The following is a 16,686-nucleotide window of genomic DNA, read 5'->3' as shown; positions in this document are numbered from 1 at the left end:
AGAAATGTTACCGCTCGACTTGCATGTGTTAGGCCTGCCGCCAGCGTTCAATCTGAGCCATGATCAAACTCTTCAATTAAAAAGTTTTATGTCTTTCGACAGCTCAATGAATTCTGAATTTTGATTCTTTCGAATCGAATTGACTGTGCTGAAACAAGTAAACTTGTTTCCGTTGGTCACTCAGTTCAATTGAGACTCTAAATTTGTTTGCGTCACCTAGTAAACTAAGCTTCGCTGTTAGAACTCAACCTGTACGAGTGCCCACACAGATGATTGCTTTATATTGTTAAAGAACGTTGCGACGTTGTCGCTAGGGATGCGTATAATACATCCTTTATTTTTTGAGTCAACACTTAATTTTAAACTTTTTTCGATGATTTAAACTTAAGTTTTACTTAACTCTCTGAGTAGCTCATGCCTCGCTATGCGTTGGCGTTCCCTGTCTCAGTGGGGTCGCATTATAGGGAGAACAGATTTTTACGCAAGTACTTTTTTAAAGAAAAACTAAAAAAACACACTGTTCGGTTAGTATCTGAGCGAAAGCAGGTGAAACTGGTAGTTTTATAATCAATATAGGCTTTGCTGGTACTAAAATAAGCGCTACTGTTACACTAATACTCTTAATATGTTTAATTTAAAGGTGCATGTATGGCAATACGTTCTTATAAAGGAATAACTCCTGCGTTTAATGAATCTGTTTATGTAGACGAGTCGTCTGTATTAGTCGGTGATATCACCCTAGGTGATGATAGTAGTGTATGGCCACTAGTTGCAGCCCGTGGTGATGTTAATCATATTCGTATCGGTAAGCGTACTAATATACAAGATGGCAGTGTTTTACACTTATCAAGAGCAACAAAGAGTAATCCAGATGGCTACCCACTTATTATTGGTGATGATGTAACCGTTGGTCATAAGGTAATGCTACATGGCTGCGTATTAGGTAACCGCATACTCGTGGGGATGGGCGCTATTATTATGGATAATGTGATTGTAGAAGATGAGGTTATTATTGGTGGCGGTGCTTTAGTCCCCCCTAATAAGCGTTTAGAGTCTGGTTTTTTATATGTAGGTAGCCCAGCGAAACAAGCTCGCCCTTTAACAGAGCAAGAGCTGAGCTTTTTAAAAGTGTCTGCCGATAATTACGTGCAGCTTAAAGATGAATACTTAGCTGAAGACGCGAAATAACCACAGCTTTTTTACTTAATTAAGTAAACTCACTTCTATTTGCCCTGCCGAGTTATAGCTTTCGTCTTCGATTAGCTGCTCGGCACGCTCTTCATAATCAAATCGATATTGTTCAAAATAACGCGTTGCATGACTCTCATCGGCTAAATTTAAACTATTTACAGCAATCACACACTCAACTAGCATTCCGCTTACTTGTGCAAAAAAAACTAGCTGGTGAGTTGGCTCTCTAAATTCGAGTCGGTCTATAAACTGTATTGCTTGATTCATTTAAGTACTCCCTGCTTTAGTGCAATAACAACGGGAACAATGTCCGGCATTTTATTTCGCCATACATAATAAGCTTGTGCGGCTTGGCCTACTAGCATGCCACTACCGTCCAATAGCTTAGCCGCTTTGTTGTGTTCGCTGACCCAATCCATGAATAGCGTATTTTGCGTGGCGTAAAACATATCGTAAGCCATTTCACATGCGCTTAAGTGCTTTTCGCTTAACGCAGGTAACTCGTTATTCATGCTGCTCGAGGTTGAATTTATAACCAAGTGATAATCAACTTGAGGAAGGTCGTCAAAACCATACCCCGAAACATTGCCGTGCCCAGTAAAGAGCTTTGCCAATGTTTGAGCTTTATGTGCAGTGCGATTAACGATAATGATTTCTTCAGGCTGCTGCTCAAGTAAAGGTAAAATAACACCACGGGCAGCGCCACCTGCACCAATGATCAGCAGGCGTTTACCTGTAATTGTTATTTTATTCGCTAGTAAATCGTTCACAAAGCCTATGCCGTCGGTGTTATCACCGAGTAAGGTACCATCATCGCGCTTTTTAAGGGTGTTTACTGCGCCTGCAAGTTTAGCAACTGGGGTGAGTTCATCGGCTAAAGCAAAAGCCTGCTCTTTAAAAGGAACAGTGACATTGGCGCCTTTTCCCCCTTGCTCAAAAAAAGCAGCGACTGTTTTTTCAAATCCATCGATAGGTGCTAATATTGCGCGATAGTCGATTTGCTCTCCCAATGACTTAGCAAACTGCTGATGTATGCTGGGAGATTTTGAATGTTTGATTGGATTTCCAAAAACCGCATATTTGTCCATTTTAAACAACCTCTTTGCAGTTTTAGTACTGCCTATTAACGATGATAAAATTATGATTAAAAGACTCTTTTCAAGATCAAAGCCGTCTACAACCACTCAAGCGCCTACGCCAGAGAAAACCCCGTATGAAATCATCGGCGGAGAAGCGCCCACGCGTGCAATTGCCAATAGATTCTACGACATAATGGCCAGCGATGAATACGCTAAACCGTTATATGATATGCATCCTCAACCATTAGATAGAATTCGCCAAGTATTTTTTGAGTTTTTATCCGGTTGGCTTGGTGGCCCAGACTTATTTGTAGAAAAACATGGCCATCCAATGCTGCGCAAACGCCATATGCCATTTCCTATTGATCAAGATTTACGTGATCAGTGGATGTATTGCATGAATAAAACCTTAGACATAGAAATTGATAACCCCGTTTTACGCGAAGGTTTACGCCAATCACTGGCACAGCTTGCCAGTCATATGATTAATCAGCATTAATCTATCCCGTTCTTTAATTGGGGATTATTTGCGCTAAGTCAAAACCCGCTTTTCTAAAATAAAGATAATACCCTATCAAATAGTTAGAAAAGCGTGGCGCGGGTGAAATCAATCCAACATAAAATTTATGCTTTGTTAGCATTTACCGGCATTATAGTACTCATAGCCAGTATTTTTAGTAGTGCGAGCCAACAGCGCACACTCGCACAAGATACGGTGGCAGAAAACATCAAGCTACTTGCCGATAACTATTTTGATTCAATAAACACCATGATGCTAACGGGTACTATGACTAATCGAGAATTATTGAGCCAAAAGCTACGCAAACACCCTAATATTGAAGATGCTCATATTATTCGCTCTGACATAGTCAATAAGCTGTATGGACCAGGCAATAAAAACCAAACAGCGAGTAATAATAGCGAACGCGAAGCACTACAGGGTAAAGAAAGTTTATTTATAGAGCAAAGCAATAATAATCGCAGTATGACCTACCTACGCCCGATGTATGCAAGCTCTGATTATAAAGGCACTAACTGCTTAGGCTGCCATCAAGCACAAGAAGGCGATGTGCTAGGCGTGGTAAAAATTAGCTATTCCTTAGCCGATATTGATAGCGAGGTAACTTACAACACCTTAATAACCACCAGCCTACTGTCTACTATTTTTATTATTGCCTTTGTGCTGCTAGGTATAGTGTTTAGAAAAATATTTATAGTGCGCCTTAAAAAGCTCGGCCATGCAATGCACTTAGCCACTACTAATAAAGATCTAACCTTACGCATTGAAGATAACGCCGAAGATGAACTCGGCTGGCTTGCCACCAGTTTTAACCAAATGATTGCTACGTTTAAAGATAACATTGCTCAGGTATCTCACTCTTCAAAAGTGCTTATTCATTCAGCAGAGAAAATTTATACTTCTGCCGATACTACTGAGCGCGCTATTTTAGAACAAAAGAAAAGTACCGACTCGGTGGCCGCAGCAATTAATGAGCTAGAAAGCTCTTCAAACGAGGTAAGAAACACCACTCATTTTGCTCAAGAAAAATCTGAGAACAGTAATGAGCTAGCACAGCAAAGCATGCAGGTTGCAGAGCAAACAGAGCTCAGCATTAATCAGTTAGCACAAGATGTACGCCAAGCGGCAGATCAAGTGAGACAACTGCAAGAGCAAACGCTTGAAGTGGGTAAAGTGCTTGAGGTGATCAGCAGTATCGCCGAGCAAACAAATTTATTAGCACTTAATGCAGCCATTGAAGCTGCCCGTGCAGGTGAAGCTGGAAGAGGATTTGCCGTTGTTGCTGATGAAGTACGAACTTTAGCAACCCGAACTCATGCCTCTACCGATGAAATACGCCGCACTATAGATAAGTTGCAATCAGAAGCAGCGCAAACAGTTAAAACCATGGGTGAGTCGTGTGCGGAGGCTGACAAAAGAGCGCAACAAGTACAACAAGTTGCACAGGCTTTAAAAGATATTTCTAGCCAAATGAATGAAATAAATGAGCTAAATATACAAATAGCCGATGCAACAGAGCAGCAAAATCTAGCCGCCGAAGAAATAAATAGAAGCGTTGTTGGTATCAGTGATAATGCAGAGCAATCGTTAGTAGATGCGGATGAAAATCAAAAAGTCAGTGAAGAGTTACTCAATTTAGCTCGCTCGTTAGATGAGCAGGTACGAAGCTTTAAACTAGAACAATAACTTTAAAAGCCAGTCAATAAGTAGTTTATTGACTGGCGGACAATTTCTAGCCTAGAGCTAACCAATCACGTGGCTTTAAGAAATCTTTATATAGTAATGCCTCTGCACTGTCTTCGGCTGGGGTATAGTTATATTCCCAACGTGCTAAGGGTGGCATCGACATTAAAATAGATTCAGTTCGGCCACCGCTTTGTAAGCCAAATAATGTGCCACGGTCCCAGACTAAATTAAACTCAACATAACGACCACGGCGATATAATTGAAAGTCGCGTTGTTGTTCGGTGTACTTATCGTTTTTGCGACGCTCAATAATAGGAACGTAAGCATTTAAAAAGCCATTACCCACCGATTGCATAAATGCAAAGCTTTGCTCAAAACCTAACTCATTCAAATCGTCAAAAAATAAGCCGCCAACGCCACGGGTTTCATCTCGATGTTTTAAATAAAAGTATTCATCACACCATTTTTTATATTTTGGATATACATCATCGCCAAAAGGCTGACACACATCGTGCGCAACTTGGTGCCAATGCACTACATCTTCAAGTACAGGATAAAACGGGGTTAAATCAAAACCACCACCAAACCACCAAATCGGTTCTTCACCTTCTTTTTCGGCAATAAAAAAGCGTACATTGGCATGGCTTGTTGGTATATGCGGGTTTTTAGGGTGGATCACTAACGATACACCACACGCATGAAAGCTGCGCCCAGCAAGCTCAGGTCTATGGGCAGTGGCAGAGCCCGGCATAGAGGCACCAAATACATGCGAATAATTCACACCGCCTTGCTCAATCACATTACCATTGGTAATAACGCGAGTACGACCACCGCCGCCCTCTTCTCGCTGCCAGCTGTCTTCAACAAACTGTGCTTTCCCATCGGCTGATTCTAAGCCTTGGCAAATGGTATCTTGCAAAGCCATAAAGTACGCTTTTACTTGTTTTAATAATTCGCTTTGCATCGTTAACCTCTGAATACATTGCCAGTCATGGCATCTTTAATGGTACTTGGTTGTGTATTACCACCTAATGGTTCATCAACATAAAAACTAACCTGCTCGCCAAACTGCTGCTGAGCTTCAACAATACTTGTTACCGTTGCTTGGCCGGTTAAATTAGCACTTGTTGATACCAGTGGTTTACCAAACTGTTGACATAAACGTTTAACTGTAGGGTGGTTAGTTACTCTTACTGCAATAGTATCAAACTGCCCAGTTAACCACTTTGGGGTAGACTTAGCTGCAGGCATCACAAAAGTGAGTGCGCCTGGCCAACTTGAAAAAATATCGGCACGTTTATCCATAGGCAGCTTAGCGTCATCGACGTATTTTAATAATTGCCCGTAATTGTCAGCAATTAAAATAAGCCCTTTTTCAACAGGGCGTTGTTTAATACTCAATAAACGTTCCACCGCCTGTTGATTGTCAGGATCGCAACCAAGGCCATAAACAGCTTCGGTTGGGTATAAAATAACATCGCCTTGTTCTAAGCTAGTTATTGCAGCAGATAAAGAAGAAAGGTCAGACAAAATTGTCTCCAGAGATATTTACGTTATTTAGTGGCAGCAAACTTATGCATACAACTTTTTTGTGGGCATTGTAACACAATACCACTCGCGGTTTTTTTCTCAGTAACAACTGGCCAGTCACATGCTGGGCACGCTTGATCTACAGGTTTATGATTAAGCGTATATTTACAGCTTGGGTAACAGTCGCAAGAATAAAACACTTTCCCAAATTTATTGCTGCGTGAAACCAAGTGGCCTTTTTTACATTTAGGACAACTAATCACAGGCTCTTCACTTGGTGTATCGTCATGCTCACTGGCAATATAATGACATTCAGGGTAACCGGTACAGCCAATAAACATACCGTAGCGGCCATTTTTCACCACCAGCGGCTTACGACACTCTGGACACTCGCTGTCCTCAAGTATTTTGATTTCATTGCTATCATGATGTGCAAGCGGACGAATAAAATCGCACTTAGGGTAACTAGCGCAGCCTAAAAAATACCCAGATTTACTATTACGAATGACGAGTTCTGAACCACATTGCGGGCATATCTCATATTCTTTTTCTAAGGCGTGTTTATTAGCCGAGAAAAGTGAATGATCGATTTTACTCATGTAAATCCTAGTGGTTGGTGAATTTTCGCCTAATATACCCAAAACCCTTAAAGATACAAGCTATGGCAGTCGGTTTGTTAACGCTGAAAATAATAAAACACGCAATAATGATTAATGTAACACTTCACTGGGCTCATCAAAAATAAGATCTTCCATTTGCTCATACGCCTGCTGAGAATCAGGGGCGTTAAATAACACCATAAGAATTAACCATTTTAAATCTTCCAAAGTAATAGCTGAATTATCAAGCGCCGCTAAACGGTCCATCACCATTTCACGAGTGGTGCTATTAATGACGCCCGTTTGTTCAACAAACATTAAAAAGCCGCGACACTCGGTGTCGAGAACTTGGCACTCACTGTCGGTAAAAATACGCACTGCATGTTGTGGAGTGGCTAATAAATAAGGCGATTCATTGCTGTATTGTAATGCGGCAAGTTGATCTAACCAGTCAATGGCTTTGTTAATTTCGGGTTTGTTAAACCCAGCGCGGAGTAACTCATCGGTAAGTGTGCTTTGCTCAACAAATACATCGCCTTCGCTGTGAACATAGTTTTCAAATAAATACATGAGAATATCAAACATATTATCCTCCAGCGCTTAATTTAATATAGCCGTCTAATACACGTTCAATTTGATCGTCTAACTCTAAATCAAGCAATCGCGCTTGTAATTTATCAATTGGCCACTGTACTCGACGCATAATATCGTCCACACTGGTCACCTCAAAACCAATACTGTTAAGCACCTCACAATCTGAGGTTACAGCATCAGTTAACTCTTTATAGTTTAGACCAGAAGGGTATGAAAAGTTCATCTCATCAAGAATATCCGCGACGTTTTCTACCAGCTTAGCACCTTGCTTAATTAAAAAATGGCTTGCTTGTGCCAGCGGGTTTTTAATTGAGCCTGGCACCGCAAAAACGTCTTTATTTTGTTCAAGCGCATAACGTACGGTGATGAGTGAGCCACTTTTAATTTCGGCTTCAACAATTAAAACGCCTAAAGAGAGTCCTGAAATAATGCGATTACGTCGTGGAAAGTTATGCGCGTTGGCCGCGGTGCCCGGTAAAAACTCACTTACCAATAAACCCTGTGTTAATACTTGCTCTGTAAGTAACTTATGGCGTTTAGGGTAATAAACATCAACACCAGTCCCTAGTACGGCAATGGTTTTACCATTTCCTGCCAGCGCTCCTTTATGGGCAGCACCATCAATGCCACGCGCCATACCAGAGGTTACTGTTATGCCAGCAAGCGTTAGCTGATGTGCAAACTCTGCAGCAATTTCAAGTCCTGTGGTGGTTGCATTTCGACTGCCAACAATCGCAATTTGTGGAGAAGACAGTAAGCTGATATCGCCTTTACAAAAAAGTAATAATGGCGCACTGGCTATTTGTTTTAGGTGTTCTGGGTAGGTGGTATCAAAAATATTAATAACAATAATATGTTGCTGGCTAATAAGCTGTTCATAATGCGCAACTTGCTGCCAATTTGTATTAAGTAAATTACTTGCTTGACTCGCTGTTAAGCCCAACATAACCAGCTGGGAATGCGATAAGGAAAACAGTGACTCTAAACTATGCTGTTTAGAGAGGGCTAATAGCGTTTTTATTCCAAGCCCTTTGCATAAGTAAAAGGCAAGCCAATGGCTTAGCTTGCCAAACGATTGCTCCATGCTCCCTCCTAGAACACCGACTCGCTACTTAATGAATTACTGCCAAATCTCCAATGCGAATTGGGTGCTGATTTTTAGTGATCAGCGCATAACTAACTTTGTCATACACTTTAAAAATAATCATTTCACCAACTTTCTCTGCTGGCATTTTCCAAGTAACGCTATCTTCATCGGTTTCTGAGCCAAATAATTCGCTAGTAGCCGATACCAATTTTTCTAAACGACTTGAATCTTCGGTATAACGCGGGCCTCTGGCACTATCAATCACCTTAGGTGACTGACGTTCAATATCCAGTACATGACCTACTTTAACTTGTTGCTCTGAACCTAAGTTTAGCACCACTACATCCATCGTGCTAAATTCTCTCACCTCGTGCGGAGAGGCAATCACTTGACCCTGCATTGGCTGTTCAGGACGATGCATCTCAAAATATACTGGCAGCATCTGCCCTTCCATTGCAGGTAATAAAAAGTCACCCTGTTTGATCTCACGTTTTACTGATTCAACTCTTACTGAGGCCGGTTCGCCATTGGCCGCATCACCTGTTCTAAACGCGCGAGCCATACCCACATAAGATGCTCTACTCGCCAACTCTTCACCGGTATTAGGGTCAGTATAAGGCGCACCTTTATGATAAATAGCATATGCCTGATGACGTTTTAAGTTACCTTTTACATATAAAATATGGTCAATAGTTTGGGTTTTGGTATTTTCGTTGGCGCCCAAAATATAGGGCTTTTCTTTTATGGTATCGCTGTTAATAGCTTGCTCAAACGACAAATACGGTTTAATCAACGCAAGCGGTAAAGTTGTTATCGCATCTTTCCCTTTTGGCGTAATACGCCCCATAGGTGATAGCTTTCGATACGCTTTATTAATCACTAAACGCGGATTACCGTCTGTATCGTAAATTAATGCTAACGCATCTCCGGGGTAAATAAGGTGAGGGTTGTCTATTTGTGGGTTCATTTGCCATAGTTCAGGCCATAACCAAGGTTCGTTTAGATATATAGCTGAGATATCCCAAAGCGTGTCACCTTTTTTCACAACATACTGTTTAGGTGCATCTTTTTTTATAGTTAGTACATCTGCCAGCACAGGAAAAGTTGCACCTAATACAAGTATAATTGCAATTAATGGAGATTTCATTGAGCTTCCTCATAGTGTTTTTTCATTATTATTAACCAAAACCTGTTAAAGGGGAACGTGAATGGCTAAAATAAGAACATACAATACCCTAAATTCAAGCATAAGTGTAAAAGGTAACTATGGCTAGGTTAGAAGTTTTAAGATTTCCAGATGAACGTTTACGTACAATCGCAAAAGAAGTAACTGTTGTTGACGATCAAGTGCGTGAAATTGTCAAAGATATGCTAGAAACTATGTACGATGAAAATGGTATTGGGCTTGCTGCTACACAGGTTGATATTCACCAGCGTATTGTGGTGATCGACGTATCAGAAGAGCGCAATGAACCACTCGTGCTTATCAATCCGCAAATTATCAAAAAAGATGGCTCAACCGTGAGCGAAGAAGGCTGTTTATCAGTTCCTCATTCGTATGCAAAAGTTGACCGTGCAGAAACCGTTACCGTAGCTGCACTCAACGAAGAAGGTAAAGAGTTTATTCTTGATGCTGACGAATTATTAGCGATTTGTATTCAGCATGAACTTGATCACCTTCAAGGTAAATTATTTATTGATTATTTATCTCCATTAAAGCGCCAACGCATTCGTAAAAAGCTTGAAAAAGAAGCGAAGTTTGCAGCGCAGTAATAAGCACCTTAGTAAATAATTAGGAAACTCAGTGACACAACCATTACGCATTATATTTGCCGGTACGCCGGACTTTGCTGCACGCCATCTGCAAGCACTCATAGATAGTGAACACCAAATAGTGGGCGTTTACAGTCAACCAGATCGTCCAGCGGGTCGCGGAAAAAAACTAAAAGCCAGTGAAGTAAAAGCGCTTGCATTAGAACATGACCTACCCGTTTTTCAACCGCAATCACTCAAAACAGACGAAGCACTTGAAGAGCTAAGCTGCCTCAATGCCGATATCATGATTGTCGTTGCCTACGGTTTAATTTTACCTAAAGCCATTTTAGATGCCCCACGTTTAGGGTGTTTAAATGTACATGGTTCTATTTTACCGCGCTGGCGTGGCGCCGCGCCTATTCAACGTGCTATTTGGGCAGGCGATCAGCAAACCGGTGTAACCATAATGCAAATGGATGAAGGGCTAGATACCGGCGATATGCTGCATATTAGCCGCTGCCCTATTGATAGTACTGAAACCAGTGCAAGCTTATACGCTAAGCTTGCTGAACTGGGACCTGATGCATTAATCGACACCATAAATCGTTTAGCCAACGGGGACATAACGCCTGAGCCACAGAACGACGCCGATGCCAATTACGCTAAAAAGCTCTCAAAAGACGAAGCCAACATTGATTGGTCTATGGATGCCGAGCAAATCGAGCGTAACATTCGTGCCTTTAACCCATGGCCAGTATGCTTTACCCAAATGCGTGGTAATACGGTAAAAATATACCAAGCAAACGTGGTTGAACAGTCAGGCGCAGCTGGCACTGTATTAGCAAGTGATAAAAACGGTATCGTTGTGGCTTGTGGTAAACACGCTTTATCTATTAGCGAATTACAACCACAAGGCAAAAAGCCAATGGCAATTAATGATTTTTTAAACGGTCGTAGCGACTGGGTCACACCCGGCATCGTATTAGGCGAAAATAATGAGTAATGTAAGCAATGTCAGAGCGCTAGCCGCTGAAACTTTATATAACGTGGTTGATAAAGGCGCATCGCTTAATCAAGAACTCCCTTTCGCTAGCCAAGGCTTATCACCTAAAGATAAAGCCTTACTGCAGCAAATTTGCTATGGAGTATTACGTTACTTACCTAGCCTAGAAAATTATTGCCAGCATTTAGTAGAACAACCGCTTAAAGGCAAACGCCGTATTTTCCAGTTCTTGTTGTATGTGGGTATTTACCAACTACAACACATGCGTGTACCGCCGCATGCAGCAATTAGCGAAACCGTTAATGCGTTACAACAATTACGTGCTCTTGGCTTGAAAGGGCTTATTAACGCCATTTTACGAAGCTTTCAGCGCCAACAAACTGAGCTTGAAGAAAAAGCCAAACAAATTCCGGTGTGTTTATACAACCATCCAAACTGGTTTATAAAGCAAGTAAAAGAAGCCTACCCAGATAGCTGGGAAGACATTCTAGAAGCTAATCAGCAACAAGCGCCAATGTGGCTTCGAGTGAATCAATCGCAGTTTAGCACCCAAGAATATAGCGAAATGCTAACCGCTAACGATATTGAACATACTCTAAACCCTGATTTTATTGATGGCATTAAACTAAGCAAACCACGCGATGTGTTTTCACTTCCTGAGTTTGATACCGGTGCCTGTTCAGTACAAGATGCGGCAGCGCAGCTTGCTGCACGCTATCTAGACCCACAAAATGGTGATGCAATACTCGATGCCTGTGCAGCGCCTGGTGGTAAAACCTGCCATATTTTAGAGCTTGCCGATGCTGATGTACTTGCGCTTGATAGCGATGCCACACGCCTAGAACGTGTTAAACAAAACCTAGAACGCATAGGTTTGGGCGCCGACTTACAATGTGGTGATGCATCGCAACCTCACACTTGGTGGGATGAAGAACAGTTTGATCGTATTTTGTTAGATGTACCCTGCTCTGCAACTGGCGTAATTCGTCGTCACCCAGATATTAAATGGTTACGTCGCGCATCCGACATTAACGATTTATCGACCCTCCAAGGCGATATACTCGACAGCATTTGGCCATTGTTAAAGCCAGGCGGTACATTGGTGTATGCAACTTGTTCGGTGCTTCCACAAGAAAACCAACAACAAGTTGCTAAGTTTTTAGCTAATAATGAAGACGCAGAGCATATTCCTTTGCACAGCGAAGACACTAAAACCATACCAGGCTTGCAGTTATTACCAGGCGAAAGTGACGGTTTTTACTACGCTAAATTAGTTAAAAAAACCTAGGCAACACATTTAGCTACTTCAGTTTAGAGGTAGCTAATACTTTGATGTAATTAGTATTAATAATATGGGCACATAATGAAAATAATCATACTCGGTGCTGGGCAAGTTGGCGGCACACTCGCAGAAAACCTAGTGGGTGAACAAAACGAAATAACCGTAGTTGATATCGACGGTAACCGCTTGCGCGAACTGCAAGATAAGTACGATTTACAAGGTGTTGCAGGCCATGGCGCTCACCCTGACGTGCTAAGTCGCGCAGGGGCTGAAGATGCCGATATGATTATTGCAGTGACCAGCTCAGATGAAGTTAACATGGTGGCATGCCAAGTTGCCTACAGTATTTTTAATACACCGACCAAAATAGCCCGTATTCGCTCTGAGCAGTATTTAAAATACCGCGAAAAACTATTCCATAATGATGACTTACCCGTCGATCATTATATTGCCCCAGAAGCACTCGTTACTAAGTATATTCGCCGCCTAATAGACTACCCTGGCGCATTACAAGTACTGCAATTTGCCGATGGCATGCTCTCTTTAGTGGCTGTAAAAGCCTACTATGGCGGCTTATTGGTAGGCTATGCCCTATCTACACTTAAGCAGCATATTCCTAATGTTGAAACTCGGGTAGCCGCTATTTACCGCCAAGGTAAAGCGATAAAACCCTTAGGCACCACCGTAATAGAAGCCGACGATGAAGTATTTTTTATTGCCGCAACCAAACACATTCGTGCGGTAATGAACGAGCTACAAAAGCTGGAACGCTCGTATAAAAAAATCATGATTGCCGGTGGCGGTAATATTGGTGCAGGTCTAGCCCGTTCACTGGAAAGAAACCACAGCGTTAAGTTACTAGAGCGAAGTAAAGAGCGTGGCGAACAGCTTTCTGAAATGCTCGACAACACCGTGGTATTTTGTGGTGATGCATCCGATCAGGAGCTGCTCTCTGAAGAACACATTGAACAGGTTGATGTGTTTATTGCCGTTACCAACGACGATGAAGTAAATATAATGTCGGCTATGCTCGCAAAACGCATGGGGGCACAAAAAACCATGGTACTTATTCAACGAGGCGCTTACGTTGATTTAGTACAGGGCGGCGAAATTGATATTGCGATTTCACCACAACAAGCGACTATTTCTGCATTGCTGACTCACGTGCGCCGTGGCGATATTGTAAACGTGTACTCACTACGTAAAGGAGCCGCAGAAGCCATAGAAGCGGTTGCCCATGGTGATGAAAATACCTCTAAAGTGGTAGGTCGCGCAATTGCCGATATTAAATTGCCAGCAGGTACCACAATAGGTGCAATTGTGCGAAATGACGATGTACTGATTGCCCATGACGATACAATTATTTTGTCAGGCGATCATGTAATCATGTTCTTAATTGATAAAAAGCACATTAACGTGGTTGAAAAGTTATTCCAAGTTAGCGCAATCTTTTTATAATTAATTCCTCCTTTTTATTCACAACCCGCTTGTAAGTAAAAAGGAGAATACCCAAACCTAAATGAAAATCATTATCAAAAGCATTTACTAATAAAGGAAAATCCATTAGTCTCTTCTTGCTCGATTATCAAGCAGCGACATCTACTAATGTGAAAAGTTAATTTCACGTTTTTAAATAAAAATGGATTTCAAATGATACACCTACTCTCAAAGAAAAATTATCCCGTAACTCATTACACTCTGGTTGGCCTTTTACTTTCAACAGTTTCAACTCAAACGCTCGCCCACACTAGCGAAGGTATCGAAAGGTTAACCGTAATCGGAGAGCAAGCGAACGGCTATAAAGTTAATTCCATGAGCTCTGCAACAGGTCTTGAGCTATCACATTTGCAAACGCCGCAATCAACGATAGCGATAACCAGCGACTTCATGGCAGACCAACAACTAAATACCGCAATTGAAGCTATAACCAGTGTGACAGGCATAAATGCTCGAGAAGCAGATAATGGTAAGTTTTCTATTTCAGCCCGAGGTATTAGTGTCACCAGCATACTTTATGATGGCATAGCGACCACCTATGACACCCGCTTTAATTATGGAGATAACCTAACCGATACCGCAATTTATGAGCGTATCGAAATAGTTAGAGGGGCAACGGGGTTAATGCTGGGCGCGGGTAACCCTTCGGCAGCAATTAATTTGATACGTAAACGCCCAACTGTAAACACTCAAGTAAATCTTACTGCTTCATTAGGCTCATGGGACAACTACCGCGCGATGGTGGATGTGTCAGGAAGCATAATTAATAGTGAAAGTATAAGAGGACGAGCTGTTGTTGCTTATCAAGATAGACACTCATATCAAGATCGCTTTTCGCAAACCAGTCAAACATTATATGGCATTATTGAGGCAGATCTTTCTAACAATACTTTGTTGACGCTTGCTGTTGACAATCAATCGACAACTCCTAAAGGAACAATGTCAGGTGGTTTGCCTATTTTTTATAGTGATGGCTCCCGCACTGCTTATGACAGAGGTGTTTCAACAGCTCAAGATTGGGCCTCTTCTCGAACCGATGCACTTAATGCGTTTATTCGCCTAGAGCATTACTTTAACGCTAACTGGCAGCTAACCGCTAATTATGTCTATGGTGATAACGACCTAGACTATGATGTGTTTTGGGTAAAAGGAGAGCCCGATCCTATAAACAACACTGGAATGAAACCCGGTTCTATAAACTATATTGATGCAAACAGAACGCAGGATACCTATGAGGTTGAACTCAATGGTCGGTTTAATTGGCTGGGCCAAAGTCACCAACTGCTATTTGGTTATAATACCCAAGAGCAACAGTTTTCGACCCCTTATTATGCTAGTCAACAAAGTGACTATGTTATCGGCGATTTCACTGACTCTAGTTATAGCATTGCAAAACCAAATTGGCAGTCAGAAGCGGCTTACGGCTCTTATGGCACAACTAAACAAGATGCACTTTATGTTGCTGCACAACTAAATATAACCGATGCCTTGTCTTTAATTGTTGGAAGCCGGTTAAATCAATGGCAAACCAATCAAGATAATTTTGGTCGCATGCATGATTATAAAATAAATGATGAACTAACTAATTATTTTGGAGCAACTTATGAACTAACACAGAGTTGGGCTTTGTATGCTAATTACACTGATATTTTTACACCACAAAGTCGAGTTGATAAAAATGGACATTATTTAAGCCCTATTAAAGGTAAGAATTATGAACTTGGCATAAAAGCTTCTGTACTTGATGAACGTTTAGACATATCCCTTTCTGGATTTAAAATTTATCAAGATAATGTAGGCGAGTACACGGGAGATACCATTGCAGAAACACTTCAGGCTATCTACAAGCCCATTGACGGCACATTAACTCAGGGCTACGAGCTAGAAATCAACGGAAAATTAACCGACAACTGGAACGCTTATTTTGGCTATACCCATAGTAAAGGCGAAAAACCGGATAATACGGTATTAAATACCACCAACCCAAAAGATCAATTTAAACTTTTTACTAGCTATCAACTCTCAGGTGCATTAGACAATCTAAAAGTGGGTGGTGGCTATCGCTGGCAAAGCAATAGCTATGATGAAGTTAAAAACCCTGTTTATGGCGCTGTTGAGGTAAACCAGCCTAGTTATGGTATTGCCAGCCTAATGGCGAATTATCAAATGAATGAGCAATTATCTGTTAGCCTAAATATCGATAACTTATTTGATAAGCATTATTACAGTCAAATTGGGTTCTATAACCAATATCGTTATGGCAAGCCAAGAAGTTTCTCTCTCCAACTTAAATATAGTCTCTAACAAGTATAAAAAAGCCGCTGACTATTCAGCGGCTTTAGTGGAGTATGATGGGGTAATACTTATTGTACTCTTGCAAACTCTTCTTTAGAAAGTTCACCATTTCCGTCAGTATCTAAGTCATCAAAAATATTCATTAGTTGTTTATTAGACGCAGCTTCCTGCTGACTAATTACACCGTCGCCATTACTATCAAAAGAGGCAAAATCTACCGCTGCATAAGCTGCTGATGATGACGCTAATACTAAAATCGCAAGTGTTGTGTTTAATGCTTTCATAATAAGTCTCCTATAAGAGGGAAATCCTTTTCTGAGATCCCTGTGCAATGAAAAAAGTCAAAAATTAAAAGTTTGCAAACTCAGCTTTAGAAAGCTCACCATTACCGTCAGTATCAAGCTCAGTAAATGCGGCTGTTAAATCAGCGTTTACAGCCGCTTCGCTTTGACTAATAGCGCCGTTACCATCAGTATCAAGCATGTCAAAGTCGCTTGCTGCAAAAGCAGCTGATGAAGAAGCAAGAGCGATAAGTGCGAATGTTTTATGTAATGTTTTCATAATTTAA

18 protein-coding genes and 1 rRNA gene are annotated in these 16,686 nt (G+C 41.3%); 8 read left to right on the top strand and 11 right to left on the bottom strand.

Annotation, left to right across the window (positions count from 1 at the left end):
• Positions 1-79 (bottom strand): 16S ribosomal RNA (locus CWC30_RS00410); the annotation flags it as partial.
• 569 nt (positions 80-648) lie between these two features.
• Here CWC30_RS00410 and CWC30_RS00405 point away from each other — a divergent pair.
• Positions 649-1,188, top strand: a complete 540-nt coding sequence (locus tag CWC30_RS00405; RefSeq protein ID WP_138626115.1) for a gamma carbonic anhydrase family protein — start codon at positions 649-651, stop codon at positions 1,186-1,188.
• 15 nt (positions 1,189-1,203) lie between these two features.
• On the opposite strand, the gene CWC30_RS00400 is transcribed toward CWC30_RS00405, so the two are convergent.
• Together CWC30_RS00400 and aroE are read right to left on the bottom strand one after the other, a co-directional pair.
• The gene (locus CWC30_RS00400; RefSeq protein ID WP_138626114.1) at positions 1,204-1,458 is read right to left on the bottom strand and encodes a DUF1488 family protein; all 255 of its coding nucleotides are present in this window, start codon (positions 1,456-1,458) and stop codon (positions 1,204-1,206) included.
• Positions 1,455-2,279 carry a shikimate dehydrogenase gene (gene aroE / locus CWC30_RS00395; protein ID WP_138626113.1) on the bottom strand — a complete coding sequence of 275 codons (825 nt, stop codon included), beginning with the start codon at positions 2,277-2,279 and terminating at the stop codon, positions 1,455-1,457. Before aroE ends, CWC30_RS00400 begins: the two co-directional genes overlap by 4 nt.
• A gap of 52 nt (positions 2,280-2,331) precedes the next feature.
• Here aroE and CWC30_RS00390 point away from each other — a divergent pair, with 52 nt between their 5' ends.
• Positions 2,332-2,769 (top strand): group II truncated hemoglobin, encoded by a 438-nt coding sequence (locus CWC30_RS00390; protein WP_013463674.1) that lies wholly within the window; start codon positions 2,332-2,334, stop codon positions 2,767-2,769.
• A 102-nt stretch (positions 2,770-2,871) separates the two neighbouring features.
• Positions 2,872-4,476, top strand: a complete 1,605-nt coding sequence (locus tag CWC30_RS00385) for a methyl-accepting chemotaxis protein (protein WP_138626112.1) — start codon at positions 2,872-2,874, stop codon at positions 4,474-4,476.
• Between the two features lie 46 nt (positions 4,477-4,522).
• Here the strand turns inward: CWC30_RS00385 and hemF are convergent, their stop codons facing one another.
• The 6 genes from hemF to CWC30_RS00355 form a co-directional block, all read right to left on the bottom strand.
• Positions 4,523-5,440: an oxygen-dependent coproporphyrinogen oxidase gene (gene hemF, locus CWC30_RS00380; RefSeq protein WP_138626111.1), complete on the bottom strand. Its 918-nt coding sequence runs from the start codon at positions 5,438-5,440 to the stop codon at positions 4,523-4,525.
• A 2-nt stretch (positions 5,441-5,442) separates the two neighbouring features.
• The gene (gene tsaC / locus CWC30_RS00375; RefSeq protein ID WP_036980759.1) at positions 5,443-6,006 is read right to left on the bottom strand and encodes an L-threonylcarbamoyladenylate synthase type 1 TsaC; all 564 of its coding nucleotides are present in this window, start codon (positions 6,004-6,006) and stop codon (positions 5,443-5,445) included.
• Between the two features lie 23 nt (positions 6,007-6,029).
• Positions 6,030-6,605: a DNA topoisomerase family protein gene (locus CWC30_RS00370; protein ID WP_138626110.1), complete on the bottom strand. Its 576-nt coding sequence runs from the start codon at positions 6,603-6,605 to the stop codon at positions 6,030-6,032.
• A gap of 111 nt (positions 6,606-6,716) precedes the next feature.
• Positions 6,717-7,190 (bottom strand): DUF494 family protein, encoded by a 474-nt coding sequence (locus CWC30_RS00365; RefSeq protein ID WP_036980756.1) that lies wholly within the window; start codon positions 7,188-7,190, stop codon positions 6,717-6,719.
• Between the two features lies 1 nt (position 7,191).
• Complete coding sequence (dprA, locus tag CWC30_RS00360) at positions 7,192-8,283, bottom strand: DNA-processing protein DprA (RefSeq protein ID WP_138626109.1); 1,092 nt, start codon at positions 8,281-8,283, stop codon at positions 7,192-7,194.
• Positions 8,284-8,311: 28 nt separating this feature from the next.
• Entirely contained in the window at positions 8,312-9,433 is a 1,122-nt protein-coding gene (locus CWC30_RS00355) for a LysM peptidoglycan-binding domain-containing protein (protein ID WP_069438497.1), read from the bottom strand.
• 119 nt (positions 9,434-9,552) lie between these two features.
• Here CWC30_RS00355 and def point away from each other — a divergent pair, with 119 nt between their 5' ends.
• The 5 genes from def (at position 9,553) to CWC30_RS00330 (ending at position 16,127) form a co-directional block, all read left to right on the top strand.
• Positions 9,553-10,059, top strand: a complete 507-nt coding sequence (gene def / locus CWC30_RS00350) for a peptide deformylase (RefSeq protein WP_013463665.1) — start codon at positions 9,553-9,555, stop codon at positions 10,057-10,059.
• Between the two features lie 31 nt (positions 10,060-10,090).
• Positions 10,091-11,044, top strand: coding sequence for a methionyl-tRNA formyltransferase (gene fmt / locus CWC30_RS00345; RefSeq protein ID WP_138626108.1), 954 nt, complete (start codon positions 10,091-10,093; stop codon positions 11,042-11,044).
• The gene (rsmB, locus tag CWC30_RS00340) at positions 11,037-12,332 is read left to right on the top strand and encodes a 16S rRNA (cytosine(967)-C(5))-methyltransferase RsmB (protein ID WP_036980750.1); all 1,296 of its coding nucleotides are present in this window, start codon (positions 11,037-11,039) and stop codon (positions 12,330-12,332) included. Before fmt ends, rsmB begins: the two co-directional genes overlap by 8 nt.
• Before the next feature lie 75 nt (positions 12,333-12,407).
• Positions 12,408-13,784, top strand: a complete 1,377-nt coding sequence (trkA, locus tag CWC30_RS00335) for a Trk system potassium transporter TrkA (RefSeq protein ID WP_036980748.1) — start codon at positions 12,408-12,410, stop codon at positions 13,782-13,784.
• A gap of 192 nt (positions 13,785-13,976) precedes the next feature.
• Positions 13,977-16,127, top strand: coding sequence for a TonB-dependent siderophore receptor (locus tag CWC30_RS00330; protein WP_249929800.1), 2,151 nt, complete (start codon positions 13,977-13,979; stop codon positions 16,125-16,127).
• Positions 16,128-16,186: 59 nt separating this feature from the next.
• Here the strand turns inward: CWC30_RS00330 and CWC30_RS00325 are convergent, their stop codons facing one another.
• A complete protein-coding gene (locus tag CWC30_RS00325; protein WP_010392739.1) occupies positions 16,187-16,402 on the bottom strand; it encodes an EF-hand domain-containing protein in 216 nt (71 codons plus the stop codon).
• A 64-nt stretch (positions 16,403-16,466) separates the two neighbouring features.
• Positions 16,467-16,679 (bottom strand): EF-hand domain-containing protein, encoded by a 213-nt coding sequence (locus CWC30_RS00320; RefSeq protein ID WP_013463660.1) that lies wholly within the window; start codon positions 16,677-16,679, stop codon positions 16,467-16,469.
• Positions 16,680-16,686: the final 7 nt, after the last annotated feature.

This window comes from Pseudoalteromonas sp. S4741 (assembly GCF_005886135.1).
Lineage (GTDB): Bacteria > Pseudomonadota > Gammaproteobacteria > Enterobacterales > Alteromonadaceae > Pseudoalteromonas > Pseudoalteromonas tetraodonis.
Note: the sequence above shows the minus strand (reverse complement) of the source record. Positions and strands in the feature narration are given on the sequence as shown.